The organism is Fibrobacter sp. UBA3629, from assembly GCF_002374005.1.
GTDB lineage: Bacteria > Fibrobacterota > Fibrobacteria > Fibrobacterales > Fibrobacteraceae > Fibrobacter.
On sequence record NZ_DFLC01000014.1, the window covers coordinates 100,058 to 116,348 of the forward strand.

The 16,291-nt window shown below is 54.3% G+C and carries 16 protein-coding genes; 13 read left to right on the plus strand and 3 right to left on the minus strand.

Annotated elements, in window-relative coordinates; all coding sequences use genetic code 11:
• Positions 1 to 4: 4 nt before the first annotated feature.
• The gene (locus tag B2310_RS05360) at positions 5 to 1,081 is read right to left on the minus strand and encodes an RluA family pseudouridine synthase (protein ID WP_290729238.1); all 1,077 of its coding nucleotides are present in this window, start codon (positions 1,079 to 1,081) and stop codon (positions 5 to 7) included.
• A 74-nt stretch (positions 1,082 to 1,155) separates the two neighbouring features.
• Between B2310_RS05360 and B2310_RS05365 the strand changes: the two genes are divergently transcribed.
• From B2310_RS05365 to hisB, 8 genes are all read left to right on the plus strand, one after another.
• On the plus strand, positions 1,156 to 2,463 hold the full coding sequence (locus tag B2310_RS05365) for a deoxyguanosinetriphosphate triphosphohydrolase (protein WP_290726879.1): 1,308 nt from the start codon (positions 1,156 to 1,158) through the stop codon (positions 2,461 to 2,463).
• Between the two features lie 11 nt (positions 2,464 to 2,474).
• Positions 2,475 to 3,161, plus strand: coding sequence for a pyrimidine 5'-nucleotidase (locus tag B2310_RS05370; RefSeq protein WP_290729241.1), 687 nt, complete (start codon positions 2,475 to 2,477; stop codon positions 3,159 to 3,161).
• Between the two features lie 21 nt (positions 3,162 to 3,182).
• Entirely contained in the window at positions 3,183 to 4,301 is a 1,119-nt protein-coding gene (locus B2310_RS05375) for a hypothetical protein (RefSeq protein WP_290729244.1), read from the plus strand.
• 109 nt (positions 4,302 to 4,410) lie between these two features.
• Positions 4,411 to 5,226, plus strand: a complete 816-nt coding sequence (locus B2310_RS05380; protein ID WP_290729247.1) for a S41 family peptidase — start codon at positions 4,411 to 4,413, stop codon at positions 5,224 to 5,226.
• Between the two features lie 136 nt (positions 5,227 to 5,362).
• Complete coding sequence (locus tag B2310_RS05385) at positions 5,363 to 7,792, plus strand: putative LPS assembly protein LptD (RefSeq protein WP_290729250.1); 2,430 nt, start codon at positions 5,363 to 5,365, stop codon at positions 7,790 to 7,792.
• A gap of 23 nt (positions 7,793 to 7,815) precedes the next feature.
• Complete coding sequence (locus tag B2310_RS05390) at positions 7,816 to 8,388, plus strand: Maf family protein (RefSeq protein WP_290729252.1); 573 nt, start codon at positions 7,816 to 7,818, stop codon at positions 8,386 to 8,388.
• A gap of 2 nt (positions 8,389 to 8,390) precedes the next feature.
• Entirely contained in the window at positions 8,391 to 9,371 is a 981-nt protein-coding gene (locus tag B2310_RS05395) for a helix-turn-helix domain-containing protein (protein ID WP_290729255.1), read from the plus strand.
• The gene (gene hisB, locus B2310_RS05400; RefSeq protein ID WP_290729259.1) at positions 9,371 to 9,955 is read left to right on the plus strand and encodes an imidazoleglycerol-phosphate dehydratase HisB; all 585 of its coding nucleotides are present in this window, start codon (positions 9,371 to 9,373) and stop codon (positions 9,953 to 9,955) included. The genes B2310_RS05395 and hisB overlap by 1 nt, the downstream gene beginning before the upstream one ends.
• A gap of 50 nt (positions 9,956 to 10,005) precedes the next feature.
• On the opposite strand, the gene B2310_RS05405 is transcribed toward hisB, so the two are convergent.
• Positions 10,006 to 10,656 carry a hypothetical protein gene (locus B2310_RS05405; RefSeq protein ID WP_290726864.1) on the minus strand — a complete coding sequence of 217 codons (651 nt, stop codon included), beginning with the start codon at positions 10,654 to 10,656 and terminating at the stop codon, positions 10,006 to 10,008.
• A 90-nt stretch (positions 10,657 to 10,746) separates the two neighbouring features.
• Between B2310_RS05405 and B2310_RS05410 the strand changes: the two genes are divergently transcribed.
• From B2310_RS05410 to B2310_RS05430, 5 genes are all read left to right on the plus strand, one after another.
• Positions 10,747 to 11,049, plus strand: coding sequence for a type B 50S ribosomal protein L31 (locus tag B2310_RS05410; RefSeq protein ID WP_290726862.1), 303 nt, complete (start codon positions 10,747 to 10,749; stop codon positions 11,047 to 11,049).
• An 84-nt stretch (positions 11,050 to 11,133) separates the two neighbouring features.
• Positions 11,134 to 12,033, plus strand: a complete 900-nt coding sequence (locus tag B2310_RS05415; protein ID WP_290729262.1) for a hypothetical protein — start codon at positions 11,134 to 11,136, stop codon at positions 12,031 to 12,033.
• A gap of 538 nt (positions 12,034 to 12,571) precedes the next feature.
• Positions 12,572 to 13,537 (plus strand): AgmX/PglI C-terminal domain-containing protein, encoded by a 966-nt coding sequence (locus B2310_RS05420; RefSeq protein WP_290729265.1) that lies wholly within the window; start codon positions 12,572 to 12,574, stop codon positions 13,535 to 13,537.
• A gap of 128 nt (positions 13,538 to 13,665) precedes the next feature.
• Entirely contained in the window at positions 13,666 to 14,463 is a 798-nt protein-coding gene (locus tag B2310_RS05425) for a fibrobacter succinogenes major paralogous domain-containing protein (protein WP_290729268.1), read from the plus strand.
• A gap of 113 nt (positions 14,464 to 14,576) precedes the next feature.
• A complete protein-coding gene (locus B2310_RS05430) occupies positions 14,577 to 15,695 on the plus strand; it encodes an aminopeptidase (protein WP_290729271.1) in 1,119 nt (372 codons plus the stop codon).
• Positions 15,696 to 15,929: 234 nt separating this feature from the next.
• On the opposite strand, the gene B2310_RS05435 is transcribed toward B2310_RS05430, so the two are convergent.
• On the minus strand, positions 15,930 to 16,291 hold a 362-nt coding region (locus B2310_RS05435; protein WP_290729275.1), incomplete at its 5' end, for an Asd/ArgC dimerization domain-containing protein.

Sequence of the window (16,291 nt, forward strand, 5' to 3'; positions counted from 1 at the left end):
TATCTTATTTCCTTGCCCCGCGTGGGTCGGCAATATCGTGCCTAAAACGCATGGGCTTTAGGTTGTCTATAACGCTTTGCAATTCCTTCGGGAGCGGACAATCGAATACCTTGCGTTCGCCCTGCCATACGAATTCGAGCCTGCAACTGTGCAGGAATAGCCTGTGGAGCCCGAGCGTCTTTTTCACTTCGCGGTTGAGTGCGAAATCGCCGTAGCGGGTATCGCCCAGGAGCGGGTGTCCGATGCTTGCAAAGTGCGCGCGAATCTGGTGCATGCGCCCGGTCTCGAGCTTGATTTTCACGAGGTCGTAGCCTTCGTAGTGCTGCTTCACTCGGTAGTGCGTGATGGCTTTCTGCGCATCCTTCCCGGTTTCGCCGACCTTCATCTTGGATCCCTTTGCGGCATCGGTGCGGGTGAGGCTCTCGTTGATGGTGCCCTTTTCCTTTTTCAGGTTGCCCTTCACGAGCGCGAAGTAGAACTTTTCCACCTCGTGTTCGCGAATCATACGGGTAAAGTCGCGCAGCGTGTCGCCGTGGAGGGCCGCAATCAGCATGCCCGATGTCTCTTGGTCCAGACGGTGCGCGATGGTGGGCTTGAAGTCGAGGCCTTCGCGGCGGCCCCATTCCCACAGGTATTCCACGAGGCTTTCGCCCGGGCGCGTACCGGAACCCGGCTGGCTCGCAAGTCCCGAGGGCTTGTTCACGATGACGTAGTCTTCTGTCTGGATGACGATATCTAGGTCCTTCGCGCCCCAGCCCGCCTGCTTTTCTGCAGGGGAGAGAACCTTGCCCCATGTGGACTTGTTCTTCGCGAAACCGGAACTTGGGGCTGGTACCGGCGACTGTTCCGTTTCGGTGGTTTGCACTGCGGATTCATCCACGCTCTTGAAATTCTCGTAGATGCAGACGGTATCGCCTTCGGCAAGCATCTGGTTCGCCTTGCCGACGACTCCGTTCACGCGCACCTTTTTTTTTCGGATGACTGCGAAGAAAACCGACAGGGATTCGTCGGGGAATGCCTTGCGTAAAAAACGGTCCAGTCGCATGTTGGCGAAGTTGCGGTCGATGATGCGCGTAATCATGTAATGAAAGATAGAAATAAATGCCAAACAAGTTTGTCACTTCTCTCGCCTTGCAGAATTTTTATATTTGCGCCATGCTCAGATGGGAAACACTTTTATCCGCTACGCGTTACGGGCACCCGGCCGATCAGGACCCGAACCGCTCCGATTATCACAGGGATTACGACCGCATTGTCTTTTCGACGGCTTTCCGCAGGCTTGGCCGCAAGACGCAGGTTCACCCGTTCTCGGTGAACGACCACGTGCATAGCCGACTCACGCACAGTATCGAGGTCTCGAGCGTGGGGCGTAGCCTTGCGATTACGGTTTTCCACCTCATCAAGAAGTACTTGCCCAAGTATATCAACGAATACCAGTTCGGAACCATCGTGCAGTCGGCCTGCTTGGCTCACGATATCGGTAACCCGCCGTTCGGGCATGCGGGCGAGGCGGCTATCCGCGAGTGGTTCCGCAAGAACCGCCAGAGCGCTCCGCTGAAGGATTTGAGCGACAAGGAAATGGCAGACTTCGAGAATTTTGACGGCAACGCGCAGGGGCACCGCATATTGAGCAAGCTGGAGTACCACTTTCTCGATGGCGGAATGCGCCTTACCTACGCGACCATCGGCGCCATGATAAAGTACCCGCAACTGGCCAAGTACGGTTGCCCCACCAGTCTGTTCTCTACGGAAGCGGACCTCTACGGGATTACCGCCGAAACGCTCGGGCTCCCGCAGATAGATAACGGCAAGTGGGTGCGCCACCCGCTCGTCTATCTGATGGAAGCCGCCGACGATATTTGCTATTCCATCCTCGACGTGGAAGATGCCATTGAACTTGGAATCCTTGCTTTTAGCGATGTTCGCGACATGTTCAGCTACCTCTGCGGCCCCGAAATAAATATCGACAAGGAATACGAGGAAAACGGACGCAACTTCCGCGACTTCCTCAGCAGCATCCGCGGGAAGGCCTTCCAGAACATTATAGACGACGTTGCCGTGACCTTCGTGAAGCACTATGAAGAAATCATGGAAGGCAAGCTCAACAGCCACCTGATCGATATCACGAAATCCGATGCCATGTGGGGAATCCGCATTGCGAAGCGCCTGGGCGTGGAACGTATCTATCCGGATCGCCGCAAGACGGAACTTGAAGTCGGCAGTTACACCACGCTAGCAACCGTTCTCGACGCCTTTATCAACGGCGTTTACGATTACAGGCAGAATGGCAGGAATTCTTACCGTGCCGACCGCATCGTACGGCTTATCGGGCAGGCGAAAATCGGACAGAGCGTGACCGCCGCCGAGGCCTACCACCAGGTGCTCGATTTTGTGACGGGCATGACGGACAACTACGCCACATACTTGGCGCGCCAGATTGGCGGCCTTGCGATGGGCGTGTAGGCGGGGGTCCCTTGAAGGTCTGGCTTTTCGATTACGACCTTACTTTGTATGGTGACGAAGAGCGCTATGTCATCAATTCGCTCGACCACCGCATTTCGCTTTTTGTGCAGAAGACTGTCGGCGGCGATTTTGAATCGGCGCACAGGATTCGCACGGATTACCTGGAAAAGTTCGGCACGACGCTTGCTGGCCTCATGGCGATGAACGATACCGACCCGGACGAATTCTTCGACTTCATTCACGAACCGGAATATCTGACGTACCCGAAGCGTGCTCCCGAGAAACTCGCGCTGTTGCAAGGCCTGCAGGGCCCCCGCTACGTGTTTACCAACGGGCGGCACGACTGGAGCGAGGCGGGCATGGCGCACATGGGAATTGCGCCCGCGATAGATGGCGTTTTTGACCTGAAGATGATGGACTGGGAAGGCAAGCCGCACGAGAGTGCGTACGAGAAGATGGAACGCTGGCTTGCGCGTGTTTTGCCGGAGAGATATGGCGCGATGCCCGGATGGGAATGCTCGATGCCCGCGGACAAGCGCGATATTGTGCTCCTGGAAGATTCTCTGCGGAACCTGGAACCCGCGCATAGGCGGGGCTGGACCACCGTGCTCGTGAACCCGAGCGTGGAAGCGCCGGCTTGGGTGGATTTCCATATACCGCATCTGATGAACCTGCGCGACTTGGATGTTTCTGTTTAACTTTTTGTATTTTATACCCGTATGAAACGAACTGTTTTTTCTGCACTTTTTGTAATGCTCGCTCTCCTTTTTGCCTCCCTGGCGTGGTCGTTCCCCGCTCCGCAGGCGCGCAACGGCTTCAGCAACATGAACGTGACGACGGAGTATTCCGAACTTTTGAAAGAGAAGAACGCCCGTAACGATTCGCTTTTGCCCGCGCTCGACGGCGACAAGGCCTTTGCGGAGGTGCTCCGCCTGAACCCGAACTTCTGGAGCCTCGGGAGTGCGATGGACAAGGAAGGCTCGCTTGTCACTAAGCTCAATGCGCAAATCGTGTTTATCGACGGTATCCGCGAGGATCCTTTCTGCGAGCTGGTAAAGGGCTCCAAGAGTGACGCTTCCACATGGAACGTTCGTATCGGCGTGGACTTCGTTTCGGGCGGTTCGAATACGGTGCATATCCACGTGCAGCAGTGCCTCGACTACGTGCGTGACCAGCTGGGTTATGCCATCAAGCAGGGCGACAAGATTGTGGTTATCCCGCCGAAGAAGGTGCTGGACAAGCTCCGCGAAAGCGAGATTCCCGATGCCATCGACCTCGACATGCAGCAGACGCTTTTGAAGGCACATGAGGAGGTGGAACTTGACGGCAAGTGCCCGAAGAACATCGAGGCCTACATCATATTGATGAACGTGTACAACCAGGTCAAGGACAAGAAGATGGATTACGTTGTCATCAATGACCAGTTGAACAAGAACCGCAACGGCGCGGGCCGCGTGCAGAGCTGCGCCTTTAGCCGCGAGTGGAACAAGCGCTACCAGGAAAGTGCGAGTTTCGAGTGCGATATCGACAACGACCGCTGCCTCTACCGCCAGGAGAAGGACGGCAACTCCGGGTGGAGCATCAACTACGAAAAGGACCGTTTCGAGTACATCAACAAGAAGTTCCTGTTCTTCAACCGCAATCCCAAGAGCATCCACAAGGGCGGCACCATGCTCGACCTGCGCCTAATCCGCCTTTCGACCAAGCTCTACCTGGAAGCCTATATCAACCTGAAGGGCGAGCCCGTGACGCTCGGCCTCATCATCGTTCCCGGCGACAAGACCATCGAGGATTACGACGATGGGGAAGACGAAGAAGACGGCGTGATGATGGAATAGCGGAAATTTGCCTGTAAAATGGCGTATTTCTTGTAAAAAAGTCCGTTAATTGGTCCGTTCGTTGTTTTTTATAGTATATTTAGAACAGAATAGTTTACAAGGAGAATCAATGAAAAAGTTTGTCAAGGCGTCTCTTGTTGCTGGCATGCTTGCCGCTCCGATTATGGCCGACGAACAGTTCGGCGGTATCGGCGTTACGATCTACCAGGTGCCCGCTGGCGTGTACGTAGCCGAGGTTATTCCCGGTGGCCCCGCTGCCGACACAAAAATCAAGAAGGGCGACGTGATTGTCGCTGTTGACGGTGTAAGCCTCAAGGGCCAGAACATCGAGTTTTCCAAGGACCAGATTCGTGGCCAGGTGGATAAGCCGGTCGAACTCACCTACGTGAGCGAAGGCGATACGCTTTCCGCTGTCGTGCGTCGTACTTCCATGCTCGTGAAGGACTTCAATGCCGACGACGTTACGGCCTGGTATGGCGACAAGGACGAATTCAACGCCCAGGAACTTGAAACGTTTGCTAGCGGTAGCGAAACGGACAAGCAGCTGCTCGCCGTATTGAGCCGCGGAACGATCGTCGCGGGCGATGCCGAGAAGGTTTCTGCAAGGAACCTGAACGGCGTGTTCGTGAAGAAGGCCGAAAAGGTTGAACCCAAGACCAACCCGAACAAGGGTGTGAAGTCCAACGGGGCCGTGCTGAAGAGCTTTAGCCGTAATGCAATCTCCTTCACGCTCAAGACCGCAGGAACGGCTGTTGTCAAGGTTTCTGGTCCGAACGGCGAAGAAGTGGCTTCGGTGCGCGTGGATAACGCTCCGGCCGGATTCAACAGCGTTGCTTGGAATTCCGAGAACGTCCCGAGCGGCCGCTACATGGTAAGCATCGAGCAGTCCTTCGGTGTTGCCGGCAAGTTCGCCGTCCTGAAGTAAGTACAAATTAACTTTTGTCTGGAAAGTCTCGCGCTCGCGGGACTTTTTTTGTTGCGGTTCCCAAACAGTAATCTCTAATTCCTATATTTGCCGCAACGTGATTTTGTCTAGAACCCATAGTCTTCTATGGGCCGTTTTGCTGTTTGCAATCGGTGCCCTGGATACTCCCGCCGTGTTTGGCGCGGAGATGATGCGTTTTGAACTTGAGGAGCGCGAGCAGCCGGTCGAGGACACTACCGAGGTGGACTGGATGAACGACACCACGGGGACGGATACCGTCGAATACCGCGCCGTGGACCTCATCTACGACGTGGAAAAGGAAACGTTTAATCTGAACAATTCGGCGCAGCTCAAGTACCGTACGGCGACGCTCGATGCGGATACCATCTGGTTCGACCAGAAGAACAGCGTGCTTGTGGCAGGCGGCCAACCGATACTCCGCGAAACGAAGAACCCGTCGCTGTCGGGGATGCGTCTCAAATACAACATGAACAGCCGCATTGGCGAAATCTACTATGCGACGACCTTCCAGGATAACCAGCAGCTCAACGGCATGGAGGTGCGCAGGCTTCCTGACCAGCGAATCCAGATTGCCCGCGGCGACTTTAGCACCTGTAACGATTCGACGCACCAGCACTTTTACTTTTACGGTCGCCGCATGGTGGTGAAACCGAAGGAAACCATCACGGCGCGTCCAGTGGTCTTGAACATTGCCGATGTGCCGGTCGCTGTGCTCCCGATGATTGTTGCACCTTTGAAGAGCGGCCGCAAGTCGGGGCTCCTCACGCCCAAGTTCGGTGGCGACCAGGTGCAGGGCTACTACATGCGCAACATCGGTTTCTACTATGCTCCGAACGACTACTGGGATGCGACCATCAGCGGCGACATCATCGAAGGAGAGGAAGCCCGATTCGAGAAGTCTTCGCTTAAGGGAGAAGTTCGATACAAGAAGCGCGATTTGCTCGATGGAAACCTTTCCTATACGGCATACCTGGACGAATTCGATTTTGGCAAAAGCGACTACGACATCCGGTATTCCCATAACCAAAACCTGACTCCGGATGCGAAGCACAAGCTGACGGGTACGGGCTCTTTCGTAAGCAACACGAAGGTCCGAAGGGAAAACGCCCTCGACGCGGAAACGATTCTTGACCAGCAGGCAAACGCCTGGCTTACCTATTCGGGCAAGTTCGGGACGAACAAGAGCCTTACCGTGAAGGCGGGGCAGAACCATAACTTGCAGACGGGCTATATGGAGCGCCAGCTTCCCGATGTGCAGTTCAACATGAGCGGTCCGCTGTTCTCTTTTGAAACCGATGAGGATGAGACGGCCGTCGAAGATAATTCTTTCCGTTCTTACCTTCAGAAGTTGAACTACAACTTTACGAACCGGTTCAACTACAAGATGGTGACCGCTCTCGACAGCGTCAATGACATGGACACGACTGCCAAGTATGTCGGCTATTCGGGAACGTACTCCCTCGATTATTCGGGGTCGCTTTTCAATGTCATCAACTTGACTCCGAGGGCGACCTGGAGCGGCTACTGGACGGGTCAGTCGTGGATAAACCCGGACGATTCGAGCAAGTACTGGAAACGCCGCACGAGCCTCGATCCAGAGCACGATACCTTCGGCGAGTTCGCCTATAACCACAACTACAGCCTTACGGCCGATACGAAACTTTACGGCATCTGGGTCCCGGAAATCGGGCGTTTTACGGGACTTCGCCACATTCTTTCTCCGAGCATTTCTTACACCTACGCGCCTGAAATCGATACGGTCAAGTATTTTGCGCCGCATCCGGATTTGGGGCAGTCGCCTTATCAGAAGGAGCAGCAGACGATTGGGTTCTCGCTTGGAAACGACCTTGATCTCAAGTACCTGAAGGTGGTGGGGCACAAGGCGGATACTACGAAGGGAGATACGGCAAAGGCTGTCGAAGACCAGTATGGCAACCGCAGGCTTCTTACGACGCGCCACAGCGTTTCGTACAACTTTGCGGCAGACTCGCTCAATTTTTCCGATATCAATTCATCCTTCGGATTCCAGATTTTGCCGGATTACCTGTTCACCATCACGACGCGCCACAGCTTCTATCACAAGTATTCCATGGAACCGACGAAGGTGCAGGTGCCGGAGCTCACCTACTGGGGCTACGAGCTGAGCCGCAGCTTCAACTGGAGCGGAACGCTCAATGCGGGGCTCCCGTCCCAGATGGGCAAGTACGAGATGCGCAAGTGGTCGCTGGGCCTCACGTATCGCTATTCGTTCTCCAGTACGCGCGTGGGCAAGGACCTCTTTCAAGACAACGTAAACCACTCGACATCGATTACCGCATCGTTCCAGCCGACGATAAATTGGGAAGTCTCCTACAGCACGCAATACGATTACAACGAGGGCAAGTTCGTGACGCACCGCTTCACGTTCAACAGGGCCCTCCATTGCTGGCAGCTGGATTTCACATGGACTCCGACGGGGCCTGCTGCGGGCTGGAGTTTCGCCATCTACGTGAGAGACCTGCCCGATATCAAACTCAATGCGGGAAGCACGGAATCGAGCAAGTAGGGGTTCACGACAAGGATATGGAAATGGAAAAGACAAGAATTGTTCTCGCAAGCGGTTCTCCCAGGCGGCGCGAAATCCTGACCCAGATAGGGGTGGATTTCCGGGTGGTCGTCTCCAACGAGGAAGAAAAGCCGACATCGAGCAACCCGCTGGATTTCCCGCGCGAAAATGCGGCGGCGAAGGCGCTTTCGGTCTCTAAAAAGGAGCCCGGGGAATACGTGCTCGGTTTCGACACCCTCGTTTTTCTGGACGGACGCCCCCTCGGGAAGCCGAAAAGCCCCGAAAACGCACTCGAAATGCTACAGGAACTGAACGGAAAATCTCACAAAGTTATTACGGGAGTTGCAATCGCAAAAGATTCGCAAGTCCTTGATACTCAACAAGAAGAAACAGAGGTCGTTTTCAGGAACTGCTCCTTACAGGAGCTAAAAGATTATGTAAATTCTAAAGACCCGATGGACAAGGCGGGGGCCTATGGTATCCAAACGCGTGGCGCCCGGCTTATCAGATCGATTTCTGGATGTTATTACAACGTGGTGGGCTTGCCTGTCGCCCTCACACTGGAAATGCTTACAAGGCAGAAGGTAAACGTATGAGTATGAGCCCTATAGAAGACAAACGCCCTGATGAACGCCTGGGATCCTACCTTGCGCGTGCGCGTGAAGCGAAGGGCCTTTCCGTAGAGGAACTCGCCACTGTGACGAAGCTCACAGTGAAGAACATTACCCTCATCGAAAGCGGCGACTGGAAGGCATTCCCGGTCGAGGCCTACCTGAGGGGCTACCTGCATTCGATTTGCGTAAAGCTGAATCTGGATTCCAAGAGGGTCCTGGATTACTACTCCGGCGAAACTGGCGCCAAGTTTTCGAGTCTCCTTTCTCCGTCCCCGGCTAAGCCCGCGAAACCCGCAGCCCCGGTCGACGAAGAGCACAAGCCTCACAGCAAGGCCGTTCCGGTGGTGGTGGTCCTGCTCGGACTGGCATTTGTGGTCGGCACTCATTTCATGAAGAAGATGGACGAAGGGACGACTCCTCCCGAGATGAACGAATCCGCTGCGGAAATGGTGGTGGAACCTCCTGCACCGTCGGAAATGCCCTCGGAAATGCCTGAAGGCGCCGAGGCTATCGCCCCGGATTCTTCCTCGGTGGATTCTGCGGCCGTCGATTCCTCCAGCCTGAAGGTGACGCAGGAAGTCGTGGACGAGGCTGTCAAGAAATCGGACCTTCCCGCATCTGCGACAATCTTTATCTCTTCGACGTCTGGCAAGGATGCTCCCGCCGAGAAGACGAACAAGACTCGCATCGAGCTTGTCGCTTCGGGCGAAATGCGTTCTTGGATTGGCCTCAAGCGTCACGAGGAAGACAACGCTTTCCTGAAAGAAGCGAACCTTGCGGAAAAGGGAACGCGACTGATTTACGAATCGGAAGACACGCTGTTTGTTGTCGTGGGCGAACCCCGTGCTATTTCGAAGATGCTTTTGAACGGGAAGGAATCTCCGCTTCCCGAAATGAAGTTTGGCCGCGTGGCGCGCTTCCGCGTGTTCGGCGGCGAAATTGTTAAGACGAAGGGAGGCCGCTAATGCGTACTGCGAACATCAAGAGAAAGACCGGCGAAACCGATATCGAACTCTCGCTGAACCTGGACGAGGCTTCCCGCGGGGTCGTCAATTCCGGCAACGCGTTTCTCGACCACATGCTCGACCTGTTCCAGGTGCATGGCGGCTTTACGCTCAACCTCACCTGCAAGGGCGATACCGCTGTCGATATGCATCACAGCATGGAAGACATCGCGATTGTGCTCGGTCAGGCGATTGTGGAATGCCTTGGAGACAAGAAGGGAATCGAACGCTACGGCTTTTACTTTGTTCCGATGGACGAGGCCCTGAGCCGCGTGTGCATTGATTTCAGCAACCGCATCGGATTCGTGTGGAACGTGAAACTTCCGGCCGCGGTGGCGGGCGGAATCGATGCCTCGATGTTCGAGCACTTCTTCAAGAGCCTGTGCGAGAATGCCCGCATGAACCTGCACGTGGAGCTCTTCTACGGAAACGACAACCACCACTGCCTCGAAAGCATCTTCAAGGCTTTCGCGCGTGCAGTTGCGATGGCCGTTGCTCCGAGCCGCAATGTGAAGGGAATCCCCAGCAGCAAGGGCGTGCTGTAGAATTTGAGATTGCCGGGAGGGTCTTAGGGAGGGGGTTACCCTCCCTAGTCTTATATCCTAGGGACCTTGACTTTATCCCCGGCGTTCAGCTTTTCGAGGTTGAGGCCGGGGTTTATTGTTTGCAGCGCGGACTGCACAAAAAAGCGGGGGAGCGTGAGCGAACCTGCACCGTAGGTCCGCTTGAGGAATGTGGTCAAATCCTCGTCGTTTGCGACTACGATCTTGTAGAGCTTCGCGTTGTTGGGGTCGGACTGTAGCGCGTTCATCGCCTTCACGAACCTGTCGCCGAAAGCCTCCGCCTTTTTGCCGGAAATATCTTCGCTTCGGCCCTGCGGGGCTGCCCTGCCCGATTCGTGCGCCTGCTTTTCGGCGGCGATTCTTTTGAGCATTTCTGCGGTGCCGGGCTGCTTTGGCCCGTCTTTTTTCCCGGTTACGGAACTCGGCAGTTTAAATACGGGCGCGCTCTTGGAATTGAGCGAGAGGTTCACGTCCTTTTTCTCGTTTGCGGATTTCTTGACAGGTTCAAGTGCGAGGATGGAGTCTAGCGAGTTTACGTAGATGCTGTCGGGCCACTCGATGAGGGGCATCTTTTGGTCTATCTTGATGACGGTGGCCTTGGGGGGCTCGCTTTTGCATGCGGAGAGGGAGAGGGCGATAATGGAGGCAGGAATCGCTAAAAGCAGTCTGTAGCGGGTGTTCATGTCCACAAAGATACTATTTCCCTTGCCAAAAGGCCGAAAATCTTCTAAATTTAGGCTCTCAAAATCAACTACTTCAATAGGAAGTTTAAAATGAAAGAAGGTATCCACCCTAACTATCAACCGGTCGTGTTCGTCGATGCGAATACGGGTAAAGAATACATCACCCGCTCCACGAAGTCTTCCGCCGAAAAGAAGACTATCGATGGTGTTGAATATAGCGTAATTTCTCTGGAAATTACGGCTGATACCCATCCGTTCTGGACGGGCAAGCAGCATCGCGTGGATACGGCTGGCCGTATCGACCGCTTCAACAAGCGTTTCGCTGGCAACATCACGGGCGCAAAGCGCAAGACCCGCAAGGCTGTGCCCGCCAAGGCCGAAGAAGAAGCTTAATTTTAGGCGATTCTCGATGCCCTCCACGCTGCGGGGGGCATTTTTTTTTAAATTCAAATCGGTTTTTAACACAAGGAAAAAAAGATGAAGAAACAACTTATCTCTGCATGTGCCTTCGCTCTCGTTGCCATGGCAATGACTGGTTGCGAAAAGACCGGCACGATCGAAGGTGTCGTTCTCGATCCGTTCACCGAACAGCCTGTTCCGATGCCGACGGTGTGGATGGACTCCACCATCTATACGACGACCAAGGAAAAGTACCCGTTCAAGGAAGACCTCCAGAAGGGTGAATTCAAGTTCCAGAAGGTTCCTGTTGGCAGCTACCGCATTCTCGCCGGCCGTTCCAAGTATATCAAGAGCCGTAACCCGATTGAAACATCCGAAGCCAATCCCAACCTGCAGCTCAAGCTCTACATCTACAGCGACCAGGTGAACCCGGGCCTCTACAAGACGGGTGAAAAGGCTCCGACCAAGATCAACAACGAATGGGTGCTCTTCTCTACCCAGTGCACCGAATCCATCGCCGGCTACCGCCTCGAAATGCCGCAGGCTACCGATGGCGCCAAGATGCCGCCTGCCCCGAAGAAGGAAGACAAGAAGGGTAAGAAGGGCAAGAAGGCCAAGAAGGCTGCCGCTCCCGCTGCAGCTGCGGCTTCCAAGATGCTCGCTCTTCCGGCTCCGCTCGTTGTCGGAAACCAGATCAACGTCCTCTTCGTGAACGCGAACTCCGTTTCTTCTCCGCTCGTCGCGAAGACCTTCGCTGCGGTTGAAGAAAATGTCTCTGCCCACAAGGACTGCAAGGGCTTCGACGCAAACGACAAGAAGGGCATCTTCGTAGACAAGAGCAAGTCCACGGATCTCCAGGTGACCTACGTTGCCGAAAACCTCTTCCGCATCACGGGCACGCTCCCGCAGGGCAAGCAGATCATCCAGCTTTCCCAGGACGGCAAGACGGTCCAGACCTACTACTTCGAGGTGAAGTAATCGGTTAACGTTTTTACAAAGCCTTAAACGTTAAAAGACGGCGCCTGCAAAGGTGCCGTCTTTTTTTTTGTGCGCGAATTGTCTTCGCCACTCTAAGTTGGAATAAATTCACTTGATATATGTTTTTGTAAAAACAGGAACGAGAATTTTGTTGCGGGATGCCTGTGGAAAGCCTTATTTTTCGGGATTTCCGCGATGGAACCTGAGTTTACATTTCTTATGTTGAAAATTTGTTTACCCGTTCGGGAGCATCCGTTCCGATTTTTCTTTATAGTTTAAAATCAGAGAAGAACAATTTGTCTTGAATCTGAGTGAAGGAACGGATTCGGGAATGGTGTTTTGGATAAAGTAATTCCTTCGGTGTATGTAGTCTAAACATCCTGACATTGTTAGTTTGTGTGAAAGGCTTGGCGGACAAGCCCTTTCCCCGGTATTGCTTTTTGCAAAGAAAAAAGCCTTGACCACAAGGCGATAGCCCACTTTTTACCCCCATAAACATCAACCATCAATTCCCTCGAAAGAGGGGGAGGATAAAATCATGAAACCGATCAAAAAACCACCAAAAGAAAAAGAAACTGATGAACTCGTGGTAGCGCTCATGCCCGATTCCGACGAGAAACTGAGGAACATTACAGGAGTTTCTCTGCTCGTTGCTCTCGCGCTGAGTTTCTGGGCCACGACATATGAGGTTGTTATCAACGATATGATGTTCGAGAAAACCTCCAGTTTGGAAATCGAAACAAAAATCGAAATCGCAGATAAGAAAGAAGAGAAAAAGCAGGAAAAGAAACAGGAGAAGAAGCCGGACAGGATGACAAAACGCGATACAAAATCCACGGGCGGGGGCAAGCCCAAGGGTGCCGGGAAACCGAACGTTCCCGAATCCAGGGGTGTGCTCAGGGAACTCGCTTCGATGACGAAGACCGCCACGGCATCGGCGTATACCCTGATGAACGACCAGAAATTCGCGAAGGATATCGATAAGATTCTCCGGAATGCGAACGTTCTGCGCAATTCGGGCAAGACGCAGATAGGCGAGAGGCGCGGCAAGGTGGACGGCGGCTTCAACGAAGGTGCCGCTTCGGGCGATGGCGGCGGGATTGATGGCGATCTCAGGAACCTCTTCGGGGCGCCCGGGGGCGGTTTCAATAACAAGGCCATGAAGGGAAATATGAAGACCCCTTCCGTGCGCGATATCGACATGGGATCCGGTGGCGGCTCGCGTTCCGCTGCCGATATCATGAAGGTCGTTCGCACACGTACACCCGGACTACGCCATATCTACAATAAGTACCTGAAGAAAAAACCGGGCTTGGAAGGCAAGGTGACGCTCAAGTTCACGATTGCCCCGGGCGGCGAGGTCATCAGCATTGCGGTTGTATCGTCTACCACGGGTCACGGCGAATTCGACAACGACATCAAGAATGCAGTCGGTCGCTGGACTTTCAGCAAGGTCAAGTCCGGAAACACCACGGTGACCATACCCTTCACGTTCACTGAATAAGTCAATAAAATCCTATAAATAATTCCATTCCGGTGGCCACACGGCTGCCGGAATTTCTTTTTTGCCTTGTGGATATCGAAAAAAAATATAGATTGTCTGAAACAAAAATTTCTGGTAGAGGTTAGGTTATGCTAAAAGCGAAACATGGATTTTCTTTTGTTGTTGCGGCTGTTTCCTTTTTGTTGCTTGTCGCCTGCGGCGATGACGACAGCGATTTTGCGACCCGCCCGTCGGAAGGTTCGTCCTCCAGCGTCACACCGCAGTCGAGCGATAGCGAGACAAGTGTGTCCACTGGAACAATGACAGACTCCCGCGACGGGCAGACTTACAAGACGATTACCATCGGCACTCAGACTTGGATGGCCCAGAACCTCAACTACGCATACACTGGTGTACCCTATAAAGTTTATAGCTATACCTCTGATTCCACCAGTTGGTGCTACGAAGACGGGGAAAGCAACTGCGCCAAGTACGGACGCTTTTACACTTGGGCTGCAGCGATGGACAGCGTGGGAACATGGTCTACGAACGGCAAGGGCTGCGGCTATAAGAAGACATGCTCTCCGACTTATCCTGTTCGCGGTGTTTGCCCAGAGGGCTGGCACTTGCCAACAATAGAGGAATTCGAAACTTTGTTCACTGCAGTCGGCGGTCAATCAACCGCAGGCAAGGTGCTCAAGTCCACATCCGGATGGAATAGTGGTGGCAATGGCTCGGATGCCTTCGCCTTCTCCGCGCTCCCTGCCGGCCACAGGGACTACTACGGGAATTACAACAGCGAGGGCGACTACGCGCACTTCTGGAGTTCTACAGAGAGCAATAGCGACGACGCGTACAGCATGTACTTGTTCTATAGCGTCGGCGATGCGTGCCTGGACCTCAACTACAAGGCCGACGGGTTATCTGTTCGTTGCCTCAAGGACTAGTAGTGAGGCGAGTGAAGCGGCCCCTTTTCAATTTTTTTTGAGCGGGTCCCTGTTCTTGCGTTTGTTTCTCCTTTTTGCTATATTCTCACGCGGAACAAAATGGAGAAATTGAAATGACCGATCCGCGTATTACGAAACTTGCAGAAAATCTGATTAACAACGCGCTTGCCCTGAAGGCGGGCGAGAACATCCTTATCGAAACGACCGACACGCCCGACGAAGTTTCTACCGAGCTCATCAAGGCTGTCGAGAAGGTGGGGGGCAACGCCTTCGTGCGCAACTCCAAGAGCCGCGTGCGCCGCCAGATGCTCCTTTCTGCAAGCGAAGCCCAGATGAAGGTCGAGGCCGAACTTGCCCTTGCCGAAATGAAGAAGATGCAGGCCTACATCGCCATCCGCGGGGCCGACAACTTCATGGAAAACTGCGACGTGAGCGACGAGAAAATGCTCATGTACCGCAAGATGACTAAGGAAACGCTCGACTACCGCGTGAACAAGACGCGTTGGTGCGTACTCCGCTGGCCGAACGCCTCCATGGCGCAGGGCGCGAAGATGAGTACCGAGGCGTTCGAGGACTTCTACTTCCAGGCGTGCCTCGCGGACTACCCGCGCATGGGCCGCGCCGCGCAGAATCTCGTGAACCTCATGAACAAGACGGACAAGGTGCGCCTCGTGGCAAACGGCACCGATATCACGTTCAGCATCAGGGATATCCCTGCGATTCCGTGCTGCGGCAACATGAACATCCCGGACGGCGAAGTTTATACCGCGCCCGTGCGCAACAGCATCAACGGCGTGATTCACTACAATACGCCCACGCTCTACGAGGGCAAGCAGTTCAGCAACATCCGCCTGGAATTCAAGGACGGGAAGATTGTGGACGCCACCTGCGAAACGGGCGATAATGCGCAGCTCAACGCCATTCTCGATACCGACGAGGGTGCACGCTATGTGGGCGAGTTCGCCATCGGTTTCAACCCGTTCGTGAACGCGCCGATGTGCGACATCCTCTTCGACGAGAAGATTGCTGGCAGCATCCACTTTACGCCGGGCATGTGCTACGAGGAAGCTCCGAACGGCAACAATTCCGCCATCCACTGGGACCTGGTGCTCATCATGCGCCCGGAATACGGTGGCGGTGAAATCTGGTTCGACGACAAGCTCATCCGCAAGGACGGCCTGTTCGTGATTGACGAACTCAAGTGCCTGAACCCGGACCAACTGGGAAAGTGACGCTTGGCGTCATCCTATGAAAAAAGCCGTCCTTTTGCGGGACGGTTTTTTGATGCTTGTAATAGAAGATCCCCGTTATGGTTGGTGCGCTTCGACAAGCTCAGCGACCTTGTGCCGAATCACGCGGGGATGACACTCGGGATTACACGCCCTTAGCGAGAATTTGGACTCCTTTGGAGTCCGATGCTCGGCGGCTCGGCAATGGGAATGCAAGCATTCCCGCTGCGCTCGCCTTTAGAGCATCTCACCAATCTGCACGGCGTTGAGGGCAGCGCCCTTGCGGATCTGGTCACCGGTGAGCCACAGTGTGTTGCTGTTGTCGTCGGCGAGGTCCTTGCGGATACGGCCAACGAACACGTTGTCCTTGCCTGCGCTTTCGAGCGGCATGGGGTAAACGTAGTTCTGCGGGTCGTCCTTGAGGGTCACGCCCGGGGCGTTCTTCAAAGCGTTGCGGATTTCTTCGACAGAAACCGGACGCTCGGTCTCGAACCACACGGATTCGGAGTGGGAACGCAGCGAGCTCACGCGCACGCAGGTAGCGCTCGTACGCACGTCGGAGTGCATAATCTTACGCGTTTCGTTGAACATCTTCATTT